At 46.1% G+C, this 13173-nt stretch carries 11 protein-coding genes, 1 pseudogene and 1 CRISPR repeat array; of the genes and pseudogenes, 5 read left to right on the top strand and 7 right to left on the bottom strand.

Going from position 1 to position 13173, the window contains the following annotated elements; all coding sequences use genetic code 11:
- Positions 1 to 119 precede the first annotated feature (119 nt).
- The 3 genes and pseudogenes from D7D25_RS16205 to D7D25_RS16195 all read left to right on the top strand — a co-directional run bounded on the left by D7D25_RS16205 (position 120) and on the right by D7D25_RS16195 (position 2519).
- Entirely contained in the window at positions 120 to 443 is a 324-nt protein-coding gene (locus D7D25_RS16205; RefSeq protein ID WP_122969969.1) for a hypothetical protein, read from the top strand.
- Positions 436 to 804, top strand: a complete 369-nt coding sequence (gene tnpB, locus D7D25_RS16200) for an IS66 family insertion sequence element accessory protein TnpB (RefSeq protein ID WP_185140282.1) — start codon at positions 436 to 438, stop codon at positions 802 to 804. Before D7D25_RS16205 ends, tnpB begins: the two co-directional genes overlap by 8 nt.
- A gap of 89 nt (positions 805 to 893) precedes the next feature.
- A pseudogene (locus tag D7D25_RS16195) lies at positions 894 to 2519 on the top strand (IS66 family transposase).
- Positions 2520 to 2825: 306 nt separating this feature from the next.
- Positions 2826 to 3510: direct repeats of the CRISPR family, unit length 30 nt; unit sequence ATTTCAATTCCAGAATGGTGCAATTATTAG.
- 411 nt (positions 3511 to 3921) lie between these two features.
- Here D7D25_RS16195 and mobV read toward each other — a convergent pair.
- The gene (gene mobV / locus D7D25_RS16190; RefSeq protein ID WP_122969968.1) at positions 3922 to 5178 is read right to left on the bottom strand and encodes a MobV family relaxase; all 1257 of its coding nucleotides are present in this window, start codon (positions 5176 to 5178) and stop codon (positions 3922 to 3924) included.
- Positions 5179 to 5508: 330 nt separating this feature from the next.
- Positions 5509 to 6465, bottom strand: a complete 957-nt coding sequence (locus tag D7D25_RS16180; RefSeq protein ID WP_122969967.1) for a toprim domain-containing protein — start codon at positions 6463 to 6465, stop codon at positions 5509 to 5511.
- A 756-nt stretch (positions 6466 to 7221) separates the two neighbouring features.
- On the opposite strand from D7D25_RS16180, the gene D7D25_RS16170 reads away from it, so the two are divergent.
- Positions 7222 to 7500, top strand: a complete 279-nt coding sequence (locus D7D25_RS16170) for a helix-turn-helix domain-containing protein (protein ID WP_122969966.1) — start codon at positions 7222 to 7224, stop codon at positions 7498 to 7500.
- A gap of 2 nt (positions 7501 to 7502) precedes the next feature.
- Positions 7503 to 7790, top strand: a complete 288-nt coding sequence (locus D7D25_RS16165) for a helix-turn-helix domain-containing protein (RefSeq protein WP_122969965.1) — start codon at positions 7503 to 7505, stop codon at positions 7788 to 7790.
- A gap of 395 nt (positions 7791 to 8185) precedes the next feature.
- Here the strand turns inward: D7D25_RS16165 and D7D25_RS16160 are convergent, their stop codons facing one another.
- From D7D25_RS16160 to D7D25_RS16140, 5 genes are all read right to left on the bottom strand, one after another.
- Positions 8186 to 8974 carry an ABC transporter permease gene (locus tag D7D25_RS16160; RefSeq protein WP_122969964.1) on the bottom strand — a complete coding sequence of 263 codons (789 nt, stop codon included), beginning with the start codon at positions 8972 to 8974 and terminating at the stop codon, positions 8186 to 8188.
- Complete coding sequence (locus tag D7D25_RS16155) at positions 8971 to 9888, bottom strand: ABC transporter ATP-binding protein (protein WP_221408021.1); 918 nt, start codon at positions 9886 to 9888, stop codon at positions 8971 to 8973. The genes D7D25_RS16160 and D7D25_RS16155 overlap by 4 nt, the downstream gene beginning before the upstream one ends.
- Positions 9889 to 10173: 285 nt before the next feature.
- Complete coding sequence (locus D7D25_RS16150; protein ID WP_122969995.1) at positions 10174 to 11352, bottom strand: site-specific integrase; 1179 nt, start codon at positions 11350 to 11352, stop codon at positions 10174 to 10176.
- Positions 11353 to 11475: 123 nt separating this feature from the next.
- Positions 11476 to 12705 (bottom strand): site-specific integrase, encoded by a 1230-nt coding sequence (locus D7D25_RS16145; RefSeq protein WP_122969994.1) that lies wholly within the window; start codon positions 12703 to 12705, stop codon positions 11476 to 11478.
- Positions 12706 to 12993: 288 nt separating this feature from the next.
- A partial coding sequence (locus D7D25_RS16140; RefSeq protein WP_148038965.1) for an integrase core domain-containing protein occupies positions 12994 to 13173 on the bottom strand: 180 nt, incomplete at its 5' end.

The raw sequence follows: 13173 nt of genomic DNA, 5'->3' as shown, positions 1-13173 counted from the left end.
CCACAAGTAAAGTAAATCATAGTAAGCATTCGGTGTAAGCATCCGAAGAAATACACATTGCACACCCTGGGGCTTGATTGTAGTTTTGCACTCGCAATAACAATCAAACTCTAATTGTAATGAACAGATCCGAATTTGAAGAATTGGAACTGCAGGTTCAACAAAGCGACCTGCCATTGAAGTCGTACCTGCAACAGATAGGTGTAAGTTATTCAACCTATCACTACTGGCGTAAAAAATGTTCTGCCGAAAAAGACAGTCTCAAACAGGAATTGGCTCCCATCAGCTTCAAACAACCAACCGCGGAATTGACCTTGGGTGAACAGGTGCCGCAGGGTGTGGCCTTACTGTTTCCCAACGGACTCCGTGCCCACTTCGGGAGCGGATCAGAGAAACTGTTGATGGAACTGTTAACCCATAGTCTCGAAGGCGGCCATGTTTAGCCTGAACGACACGATGCGCCACTTTCTGTGTCCCGGCAGGACGGATATGCGCAAGGGCATCAGTTCGCTGTGCGGGCTGGTGCATGAGAAGATGAGGAGCGAAGTGAAGAACGGCGACGTGTTCATCTTTGTCGGCTCCGGGCGCAAACTCATGAAACTGCCTCATGCCGAAGACGGTGGCATGGTGATGTACGTCAAACGGCTGGAGGCAGGGCGCTTCAAATTGCCGGAATACGACCCTGAATCAAACAGCTATCCCATGGAATGGCGCGACCTGGTGATGATGGTCGAGGGCATTCAGGAGAATCCGCGGCAGAGGCTCCGGCGACTCAGGGCTGAGCGTAAGGAGTACCATGTGTGACCTGCTTTTTTCTTGAACAAAAGTACGGATAATATTTGTGTAATCCACTAATATTTAGTATCTTTACATCAATAAAAAAGAGACAGGCAATGGACGAAAAGGATATATTACTCAAGACGACAGAAGGGTTGAATGCCTCCATTGCCTCATTGTCCGCCACCAATAAAGATCAATCGGAACAGATCAAGAAACTGCAGGAACGTGTCAAGGAGTTGACGGCCCGGGTCGCATGGCTGAACCGTCAACTCTTTGGGCGTAAATAGGAAAAGCTTCGAGTATATGATCCCAATATGCCCGATCTCTTTGCGGATGAATTTGCCGGTCTACAACGACAGGCGGAAGAAAAGCGCGACGAGGCTGTGGAAAAGATAGAAAAGGAATCCGCTGAGGAAAAGAAACAGAAGCGGCAGAACCGAAAAATGATAGAAGACCTGCCTGTGCTTGAAACCGAGGTGATTGAACCGGATGGCGTGGACCTGTCCTTATACCGCGGAATGGGTGAAGAGGTAACCCGTGTTGTCAAACACAAGCCGGGGATGCTCTATGTAAAGGAAATCATCCGCCCCAAATATGCGCTCAAGGACAACACGCAGCTTCCTCCCGGGGGGCGGAAAGGTGTGGAGATTGCCCCCATGCCGTCGATGCCTGTCGACAAGTGCATCGCCGATGCCACCCTGCTTGCCGAGATACTGCTCCAGAAGTATGAATATCACGTCCCGTTCCACCGTCAAATACAGCAATACCGCCACCTTGGCATGAAGGGACTTACGGAAAGCACGCTGGACGGATGGTTCAAGAAAACGGTGGAGCTGCCGCAGCCTCTGTATGAGGTGCTTAAGCAAGAAGTCTTTTCCTGTGACCATGTGCAGGCGGACGAGACCACCGTTCCGGTCATCAACAGGGAAAAGCACAAGGCCGACAAGGAATACCTCTGGATGGTCAGGTCGGTCATGGAGAAACTGGTCATCTTCCATTACGACAAGGGGTCAAGGGCCGGAGCGGTCATCGAATCCCTGGCAAATCAACACCACTTCAAGGGATATCTTCAATGCGACGGTTTTGCAGGCTATGAGACAGCCTTCAAGACCAACCCCGACGTGCGGCCGGTCAACTGCCTGGTGCATATCCGCCGTCATTTTGAACAGGCGCTTGATGAAAACAGGGAGATGGCCGAACATGGGCTGACCCGGATACAGCACGTCTATCAGATAGAGCATGGCTGCAATGAAGCGGGCTTGTCGTACGATGAGCGCAAGATGAAGCGTCAGGAACTGGCCCGTCCCATCCTGGAAGCCATGAAGGCATGGATGGAAACGGAAGGCATCGGGTACAGCCCCAACTCACAGGCCGGCAAAGCCATCACGTATGCCTATACCCGATGGGGCAACATGATGAGATGTCTGGAGGACGGACGCCTGCTTTGGGACAACAATCTGGCGGAAAATGTCATCCGCCCCATCACACTGGGACGAAAGAATTACCTCTTCCGCGGTAACCACGGGGCGGCTGTCAACATGTCTGTAATCTGTTCCCTGCTGGCTACCTGCAAGGCACACGATGTGAATCCGAGGGATTACCTGAATGACATCATTGCCCGAATGCCTTATCATAAAAAGGCCACGCATGAGGAACTCCTGAATCTGCTTCCGCACAAATGGAAGTTGCAACATCCGGAAAGTCTGCTGACCAGACAAACTGCAGAATCCGGTAACTAACCCAAGCTGCAAGATATAGGTACAACAAAACAATAGCGACTGCAACTATTAGGTTCATAGTGACAGTCGCTATTGTTATATATAAAGGTTTAATACCTGTAGTTTATCGAATGCTTACGGAGGGTGCATGTCCTTACCCATATCCACGATTACGATAACGACTACTCGAAGGATCTGGCCGAACTGCTACCTCGCAACAGGATACAAGCAAACTCCTAAAAACTCCAAATCGACTCCGAATGTTTTGCAAGTTTATGAAAGTCCACTTTCATAAACTATAAAAGGTACAAACAATACGGGGTACACCGAATGCTTACAGTATGGTGCAATTATTAGCATGCCCGGCACAGTGGCACCAGTGCGGGCGTTCAACATTTCAATTCCAGAATGGTGCAATTATTAGTGAAAAGCAGTTATCTGAATTAACCGAAGACGAGTATTTCAATTCCAGAATGGTGCAATTATTAGTTTGCGCAAGTTGAAATTGAGTGCTTTTTGCACTTATTTCAATTCCAGAATGGTGCAATTATTAGGACAACAGTATTGTCGCCACAAAAATCAAGGGAAAATTTCAATTCCAGAATGGTGCAATTATTAGTAATGCCCAAATACCATCATCGGTGAAAACAAACAAATTTCAATTCCAGAATGGTGCAATTATTAGGCCCCCGTGAACCCTGAAACGGGGGAATACCCGAATTTCAATTCCAGAATGGTGCAATTATTAGTTCCGTCAGGTTCGTTTTTAGAGGACATAGTAATGCATTTCAATTCCAGAATGGTGCAATTATTAGTCAACCTGGTCATATCCGGGAACGGCTGGTGGACGGTATTTCAATTCCAGAATGGTGCAATTATTAGAACCGCATCCCGGACACTGGTAGTCCGTTTACATATTTCAATTCCAGAATGGTGCAATTATTAGATGGTGTGTCGGCTACGGATGAAGCGCCTTTTGCTGATTTCAATTCCAGAATGGTGCAATTATTAGCGGTGTAAGCTTCTCCCCTTTCTTAGACAGTTATTACTATCAGATAAGTTAGTTTCCTGGTACCGCCCCGCGGGGCGGTACCAGGAAACTAAGCGGCCACCCGGAACATCTCTTCCGGGGTTTTATATCCCAATGACTGATGGGGTCTTTTCCTAATAGATTTTTCGCTTCTGAACTATCTCGTTGGATAATAGAGTGTTAACATTTTGGAGTAGATGCACAGGTAACGATTTAGAAATGAGCGGAGTGCATTGAGGCACATTGGTTTGAATAGCCAAAGAACGCTCACTTTTACTGCTTGCAAAGGTACATATTTGCGAGGGAAAGTGAGCGTTTTTGCGTGATTTTCTTCTTAAAAAGTTTTATCGGGACTGAAATACAACTATGAAAGGAAAAAGTATGCGTATTCATTTACAACCGATGCGAGCGGTTGCGATTGATTAGCTGTTTCCATTTCTGCTCGCACCAATCGGTAATGGGAAGCCCGTTGATGGTGAGGAGCGGTCGCTTCTTCTCATCCTTGATAATACGGATTTCGCTGTCCTCTTCCGTAAACTCTCTCTTGTATAATCCCGAATAGGCTTTAGCCGTACCTCGCTGGGGCGTCTCCGTGCGATACATCTCTGCTATCCTGTCATCAGAGAAATTCATCTTTCGGAGCATCAGACGAATATTCAGCAGTTGATAGAAGCCATTGAAAAAACGTTTTATCCAATTCCGCTCTTCCTCATAAACCTGCACGGTTTCTTTCAATTCGGCAATGGCTCTGTCTCTTCCCTTGATCGTGTCCTGCAAGAGTACCACCTCCTTTCGGATTTCATTCTTCTCCTTTTCCGAAAGATGCTGTTGTCGTTCGGCCTCTTGCTCCAAGTCTGCAATACGCTTCTCTGCCTTGTCGAGTTCGGGGTTCCCAAAGAGGGAGTACAGCGAGCCTTTCATTCGGAGCTTGCCTGCCTGCTTCTCCAGCTCCTTTATCTTGGCTGTGAGTTCCGCCTTTCGAGCTTCCTTCTCTTTCGTGGATTTGAGTATTTCCTTGTAATACTCCATAGTGGTACGGTGCTTGGCTTCCGAGCCGTGTACGCCCCGTTCCAACCCGAACCGTTGCACTCGCTTGGCATAGTCCGTCTGATACTGCTCCAGTTTCTTGGGCGTAAGCACATCATCGGCACAAAGCCGTACCTTGTTCTTCTTCGTCTTGTACTTCCGCTTCCCATTCTCGGCTTCCTCTTTGGCTTTCCGTCTTTCGCCCGTGACAATCGGGACGACCGTAGCGTGAATATGGGGCGTTTCCTCATCTGCGTGCAGAGTGGCAGCGACCACGTTGTCCGCCCCGAAAGTGGAGCGAAGCCAATCCATCGATTCATCACACCACTCGTACAGGCGTCCTTCCTGCTCTATACGAGCCATATCCTTTGGTGAGCTTGACAGAATAAAGCGTAAGGCTTTAACTTGGTTCTTTGCAACCTTTCGGTAGATACCGGCCGTGGCGATACGATGCTCTATCGCTTCGCTACGGTTGGTGACATTTGCAGGGAATTGCACCAATTCCCTGTTCAGGTGTGTGCGAGAAGGATCGACGTTACTCGGGGTATATGTCCGTGCTATATGAGCGGTATTTCCCGAGTCGTTGCTTCTCGCCTTGTCTATATGTAATACGGCGTAGCCCATTGTTTGAAAATAGACTTAGGGGTATCCAAAGGGGCGGACTCCCTTGGCTCAGGAGGGTATTTTTAGCGATAACGGAGTGCAGCGTGAAGAAAATACCCTAATGAGCTATGGCATTTCTTGAAATGTCCGCTCCGCCCTTTCCGAAGTTTGCCTTTGAGAGCTGCATTCTCTGAATGCTCAGAAGGCTTTGTTTCTAAGTTTTTCATCAAGGAAACTTGCAGTTTAATGAACTGCCGTAGCTATCGAAACAAAGCAATCTGTCTGCTTTTGTTCTCTTTTAGTCCCTAAGGATGCCCAGTTGATATTTGGTTTTGATTGCACTCTTTTGCCTTATCTGCGAAATCCACGCTTAACGACCAATTGAGGTTTCTTCTGTTTCTGTTCCATAGCTTGTTGGCGAGAAATGTGGTACTCGTTGAGGTCTTTGTATCGGGCATAGTGTCGGCTCATATCTTCTACCTTGATGCCTGCTGAGCGAAGAGATTGGAGGGCTTTTCGTCCTGCTTCATCGTTGTCGAGGAATGCCCGAACGGAGTCGATGCCGTTCTCGTGGAGATAGGCAACGGCTCTATGGATATTGCTCACGGAGTTCAGAACGATGGAAGGCGAAATGGTTTCTTCCCCTTTCATCGTGAGAAGGGAAAGGAAGTCCACAAAGCCCTCGAAGATACAGAGAGGAGCGTTGCTCGCTTTTCCTGCAATCACGGATATATCCTTTGGGGCAATCGTTCCCTTGAATGTCTTGTCGCCCCGAAGCTCATACCCTCCTGCGCGATTTGGGAAGCCGATGGCAGAGTACTCTCGTCCTCCCACTTCGTAACGAATATGACGGAGATAAGGACTTGCCACGGCAAGGTCTATCTTGCGCACCTCTCGGAGATAGTTTTGCAGATACAGGGGCAACTCTTCGCTGATGAAGAGAATACACCTTACATTACTTGGTCGCTGTTCACCTCTTATCTGCTCTGTGTGAGTTTCACGATGAAAGGAAGAAGAAGCGAGGGTTATCGCTTTTCTTTCGGCAAGATGTGCCATTGCTTTGTAGGCACTGCATCCTTGCATCCGCATCACAAGGTCGATGATGCTTCCGCCTTGGCTTGTCCCATAGTCGTGCCACAGGTTTTGCCGAAAGTCCACTTTCAGGCTGGCATTGGGGTCTTCTCGGTAGGGAGCGTGATAGAGGGCGTAGCCATTGTAACGCTTCGCAGGCTCAATGCCACAAGCGTGCAGATAGTCGGCTATCGGTATCGCTTTGATATGTTCTAAATCGTAATATCTTGGTTTCATAAGTGGTCATTGAATAAATGGGATTTGAGTTATAAACGGTGAAAGGGAAAGGCTGTCGGCTCACGGAGGACGCACCTTGTCGCACGCAAAGCAAAAAGCCATTCCCTGCTTTTTCCCTTTCACTGTATATCTTCTTTCACAGTGAAAGAAGAAAGTATCTATGGCATTTTTCGTTCGCTTATTTCTTTTCATTGTTCGTTCTTCCTTTCATTGCTTGGTTTTGAACTTTCATCCGAAAACGGATGCTGAAACCAAGTTACAGAGGCGAACACAGAGTCCCAAGGCTGGTGTGTCTGTTGCTTCGAGGTACAGAGAAATGCTCCGAAAATGAGTAGTAAAAATGGGAGAAAACAGAACGAAAAGGCTCAAAAAGCAAGAACAGAGAGGAGAAAGGCTCTGTAAACGACTTCATCGGATTGCTAATACCTGCACCCTTTTTCTTCGAGGGATATGCAAGCGAGAATTATCATTGGTGAGAGAACCTCCAAAAGATGCCGAGTAATCAAAGAAAAGATACCGAGCGACCGTGAGATTGCTCGGTATCTTTTTCCCGTTGTGTCGTGCGGACATTTCACACCATATCAGAGCCACAAGTACGCACTTAGAGAAAGGTGAGTGAAACAGGCGGTTGGTGCTTGTACATTTGCCTGCGATTTCCTGCTGTTTCCCTTGATTTCATCGGTTCTTGGGACAAGGATTTCGCTCGCATACATTTGCACCGAAAAGAGAAAAACGACAATTAAAAACGATATTGATATGAGATTTACCGCCATCGACACCTCCGCTTGGGAGGAACTGAAAAAGAGCATCGAAGAACTGGCTCTTTGTATGAGAGAACACTTCGGGACGAAGCCCGAAGTCCCCGACCTGTTGCACAACGGGGACGTGTGCCGAATACTGAACATCAGCAAGCGAACGCTCCAACACTATCGGGACACGTCCGTGCTGCCCTTTATCCAAATCGGGCATAAGTGCTATTACAAGCGTGAGGATGTGGAAGCTCTCCTTGCCAAGTCAAATCGAAAAATACAATGACTATGGAACACGAAATCGTAAACAAAGAAACGCCCGAAATGAAACAAGTCATTTCAGGCATTCAAGAAGTAAGCAAGCGTATTCGGGAGATTGCCCAAACGCACCGTCCGCTCTTCGGGGGAGAAATATACCTTGCGGGGCGGGAGGTCTGCGAACACCTTTTCGTTAGTCCTCGCACTTTGCAGGACTATCGGGACAAAGGCATTATCCCCTACACCCAAATCGCAGGGAAAATCCTCTACCGCCTCTCAGACATCAACCGATTACTGCAAGAGAATTATCGGAGATAACTGTTTATTCTTTTGCTATGATATTTTGTTGTGCCTTAAAGAATCAAGAGGATTGACAAACGACTTTTTCTTTTGTAAATAGGAATGCCACCCTGTCAATGTGCTGATGTACTTGAAAAGAGATTTATGACTATTACACCTGCCACGATAAGCGCAATGCCGATTCCATCTGGAATATCAAATTGTTGCTTAAATACTATACCCAGTACAATATCCAATGCCGCCTACATCGTATAGTCAACACCTCGCGGAATTATTTTCAGAGACACGAAATCGAAGCAGACAATGTAAGTAACGCAGATTCACACTATACACAACGGTATGGGAGACAAAGCTTTAAGTTTACGTGTAACTCCACCTGACGGAAAGCGCATGTTGGCGATAGTTGTTTCTCTCTATTTCGTTTGGTCTGCATAGTTCCAATACATCACTGTCGCTATATACCCTGCAATGCTCGTCAGTACTAAAATTCCGTAGCTGTAATTGTCAAGTAAGATTTTGTATTCGCCGCCTACACCACTATAAAGTGCGGGGACTGACCAAGGAAAATATGAGCCGTAACCTGTCGCTGCAATTACTTGTGCAAATACCAATGTCAATGCAACAAAGCCCAAAGGAGCAAGATAGCCTTTGCTCCAAAGAGCGAAAAATGCAATCGGAAAACCAATAATAATTGTCAAAACGGTCGTAAAGAAATAGTCGCCTAACGATTGGAGCAGCCAACCACTGCCTGGTGGTGGGAGTTGCAAAAGTGCTCCGAAAACAAATGCCAGCAACAAATTTGACAGCACAAGCAGGAAACACCAAAGTACGAACAGACTAAATTTTGCGTTCAGAATTTGTGTTCGTGATGTAGGGAGTGAAAGCAAATCTTTAGCTGTTCCGTCAGAATATTCACGACCAAAAATCCAACTTGCCACGAACCCGAAAACCAAAATACCGCCAACGCTAACGGCTTGTGTTAGTATATCAAAATACGATTCCCAATTTGCCTCAAAGTTCATTGCTTTTGCTTTGGCAACAAGTGCGCCTGTTTTTCCCAATGCTTCGCCACCTTGAATGATAAAAATGCAAACAGCACCCATAATTGGTGCTAATGCAAATGCGATAAAAGTTGCCCAAATAATTTTCGAGTATTTTATTTTTATCAGTTCTGCTTGTAATGCACGTATTTGCTGTTTCATAGTTTGTTCCCTTTTATGGTCCGTAGAAAATACATTTCTAAATCTTCCGTAAATAGGAAAATTTGTTTGGGGGGAAGTCCGTTTTCTGTCAATAGTTTTGATATGAGTTCCGGTTTTTCCAATGCTTCGCTATTTGTAATTTCTATTTCGTTTGTCTCTATTGGTTTAACTGAATAATTGGCATTTTGTAAATGTTGAATTGCCTTTTGATTGTCTGTTGTTTGCACCAGAATTTTCTTGATGATTTGACTTGATAATTCTTTTGTCGTCAACTCCTTAATCAGTCTTCCTTCGTGAATGATGGCAATACGGTTTGCAACTTTGGAAATTTCGCCGAGTATGTGACTTGAAAGAAAAATGGTTGAACCATTTTTAGCAAGGTCGATTAAAAGCTCCCGAACTTCGACAATTCCTTCCGGGTCTAAACCGTTTATTGGTTCGTCCAATATCAGAAGTTTAGGTTTGTGTATGAGTGCTTTTGCAAGTCCTAACCGTTGTTGGTTGCCAAGAGATAAGGCGTTGGCTTTGGTGTTTCTGTATTTTGTGAGTTTTAGTTTCTCAATAATCTCGTCAATCACTTTGGGGTTGTTCTGCTGTCGCAACTTGTAAATCACTTTCAGGTTTTCGTAAACCGAAAGATTGGGATATGAATAGGGCGTTTCAACCAAATAACCGATGTCATTCCATTGTCTGAATTGCGGTGTAAGTTCGTTGCCAAAAAGTGTGATTGTTCCGCTATCGGGTTTTATCATTCCTAACAGCATACGAATTAGGGTTGTCTTACCCGCACCGTTTAGTCCCAAGAAACCGTAAATCTCGCCCTGATTAACGTGAATGGAAATGTTATCTGTTGCAACGGTTGAACCGAAGCGTTTCGTTAAAGTATTTGTCTTTATGATTTCCATCTTTTCCATTATCTATGAATAGTTTGCTACAATTGCTACTAGCGGTCAGGCGATATTAGTTAGACTTAAATGATAAATTTTCCTCTAAAAACAAAGGTGTAGTGTTACACCGTCGCCAATCTACGTTTGCGGGTATAAAGATACGAATTTTAGCACAAAAAAGGAATTTCAATGCTAACAAATTATTTCTTTAGAATCATTCAAGTCTCTACTAAGCAAGGACTGCAAAATAAGAGAAAGAGGCTTGTTCCATGCTTAAGTAAGTAGAAGCAGTACTTCTTTATTGATCTAAATTTACAGACCTCCTTTCCGTATTAATCTTTCTATATCCATTGCAATCTTTTGGTCAGTGATTTGGGCATAAATTTGCGTGCTGGAGATGGAGGCGTGTCCCATCATCTTGGCGATGCTTTCTATCGGAATACCTGCCTCCAAAGTCAGCGTGCCGAAACTGTGGCGACCGACGTGGTAGCCCAGCGGAGTGCGAATGCCACACGCCAAGCCCACGGCTTTGAGATGGGTTAGTAGTTTGCCCTTGCTCATCGTATCGGGGAATATCTTATAATCCCCCTTGCTCTCCTCCTTTGTGTAAAGCGAAAGTATCTGCTCCGCTATCGGATGCAAGGGTATCAAACTCTCCACCTCCGTTTTCCGTCTTACTTTGCGGATATATCGCTTCCCCTCGTTGTTCGTTTCGATTTGCGAAGCTCGCAGGCTCTGCAAGTCGGCAAACGCCAAACCCGTGAAGACAGAGAAAAGAAACATTCTTCGGCTTAGTTCTGCCCCTTCGTCCTGCAATGGGAATGCCAAGAGCTTTGCCACATCGCCTTTGCTTAGGAAACGAGGTTTACGCTCCACGGATTCGTACTTCGCTTCTTCAAACGGATTGAAACGAATCGTTCTCTGACTGACGACTCGGTACATCAATCGGCTTAACCAACAGAGATGCCCGTTTATCGTTGCAGGGGCATAGCCCTCCTTCTTCAAATAGAAACGATAATCATCAAAAAAGTCCATCGTAAGAGCCGTTAAAGGAATATCCTCCTCATCACGACTCCTCACAAAGGAATTGAGTTGTCTGTCGGAACTTCGATTGTTGCTATACGTTCCCTCGCTCTTGCTTTCTCGTTGGGCTTTCAATTCCTCCGTACTAAGGGCAAGAAGGGTCGTCGGATTTCTCCCGATGCCTTGCAAATAGTTCTTCAGAAGCTCGGCACTCACCGCTCCATATTTGTAGAGCAAGGTGTTGTACCCCTGTTCGATTTCCTCCCGAAAGGTTTGCAGGCGTCGATTGGTCTTCTTGTTCGTTGTCTCCCCTCGCTTCACACACCAATCGTGGGGAGTGATGCTTTCGCCTGTGGTTATCACCACGTTCGCTCCGTCTATGGTGATACGACAAAGGATTGCCGTTGTGCCGTCCGTTTTAGTCTTGTTCTTATTGATATAGAATAGGATTTTGAAGGTACTGCGCATAATCTTTTCGTCTGCTGTATGAATGGTAATTACTTTATCTCCCAAAGCTCCTAAGCTTTCGGATAAAAGCTTGTATGCTTTCTCGGAAAAGCTTAGGTGCTTTTGAGGGCATATTCTTGAATGTCACAAAGAGAGTTGTAAATCTTCGGTGAAAGAGAGAAATCGCTCGAACTCATCGAAGAGCTTCTTCGGGGTGACGTGGGCGTATCGCTCGGTCGTTTGGATGCTACTATGTCCCAGCATTCGGCTTACCGTTTCGATGGGAACACCACGTTCCAAGGTTATCAAGGTTGCAAAAGTGTGGCGACCGACGTGTGCCGAAAGGGGAATAGAGATACCAGCCCGAAGTTGTAAGGCTTTGAGTTGGACGAGGTAAGCCGAATAGGCTATGGGAGCAAAGAGCGTACTACGTTCATCAGACTGATACCGCTCTATCAAACGCACCGCTTCGGATAGGAGTTTCACACGGCAAAGGGTATCGGTCTTTTGTCTGTGGAACTTCAGCCACAATGCCCCTTCATCATCCGTAAAGAGATGTTTCCGATTCAGGGCAACCATATCGCAATAAGCGACACCCGTATAACAAGAGAATAGAAAGAGATTGCGAACGGTCTCCAACTCCACTTCATACGGCTCAAAGGTCAAGCCCTGCAACTTATCCAACGAAGCTCTATCCAACGCACGAGGTTGTTTATTCTCTCCTCGTTCTATCTGTACGTGAGCGAACAATTGTCGCTCTGTCAAGCCTTCACGATACGCCAAACGACAGACTTTCTTCACCGCCAAAGCCATCTTACGATAATGACCTTGCGAATGTCCCAGCTTCCCGACCGAGTAGTGTTGCAGGCATTCCAAGAAATCTTCTTCTATCTGTCCGAAAGGAATATCTGCCGTGCGGTACTTCTCTCGGATAAAGGCTTGTAAGTGCTTGCGAACAGTGTGGTAACTACTCATAGTTGTAGCCTTTATTTCGATGCCCACCTTTTGTTCCATCTCTTCGACCATTCGGTCGTATCGCTCCAAAAAGGTGATTTGAGTTTGCATACTTCCTTGGAACTGCTCCTTGATGTCTGTTGCCGTAAAGACTACACCTCTCTCGCAAAGCACTCTATAAGCCGACTGCACTGAGAGAAGCAAGCGTTCCAACTTGCCATTCGTAGCCACTGCTTCACGGCTTTTGCCGTTCAGCCTGCTCTCACGAGCGTTCCACAACTTAGGGTCACACGACAGCTTACAACTGAATTGTGCCATCGTTCGCCCGTATGTTATTCGTCCCATTATCGGGGCTTGCCCCGACTTGTCCAATCCGCTCTTTTTCAGGTAGAGCAACACCTTGAATTTGTCTGTTTGCATACGCTTCTGTTTTATGGGCAAAGTTACCCGTTACCGAAGCGTTTTCAGCTACGCAAAACATTGTGGTACAGAGCATCAGCACCATAATTACAGAAAGATGAGTTGCCGAATAGCCTTCCGTCAGTTACCTTCTCTTACCTCTTCGTTACCATTCGAGGAATAGACTAACGATTTGGTAACGGAACTTCTGCACAAATCCACATCTTCTGCACTTAATCCCTCTGTACAAATCACCGAAATATGGCGCAAATTTCTCTCATTTCCATTTACTTACCTTTCATCCTCACCCTAATACCCTTTACTCGAATAGTTCCTGTTATAAAATTCCATATAATCCTTTATTTTGTGATATAACTCCAATCCATTGTCGGATGGTTCCAGATAGATTTTTTCGTATTTGAGGCTCCGCCAGAACCTCTCGATGAAGATATTGTCGATTGCGCGGCCCTTGCCGTCCATGCTGAACCT

The sequence above is a fragment of the Proteiniphilum sp. X52 genome (genome assembly GCF_003712195.1).
Classification (GTDB): domain Bacteria; phylum Bacteroidota; class Bacteroidia; order Bacteroidales; family Dysgonomonadaceae; genus Proteiniphilum.
Note: the sequence above shows the minus strand (reverse complement) of the source record. Positions and strands in the feature narration are given on the sequence as shown.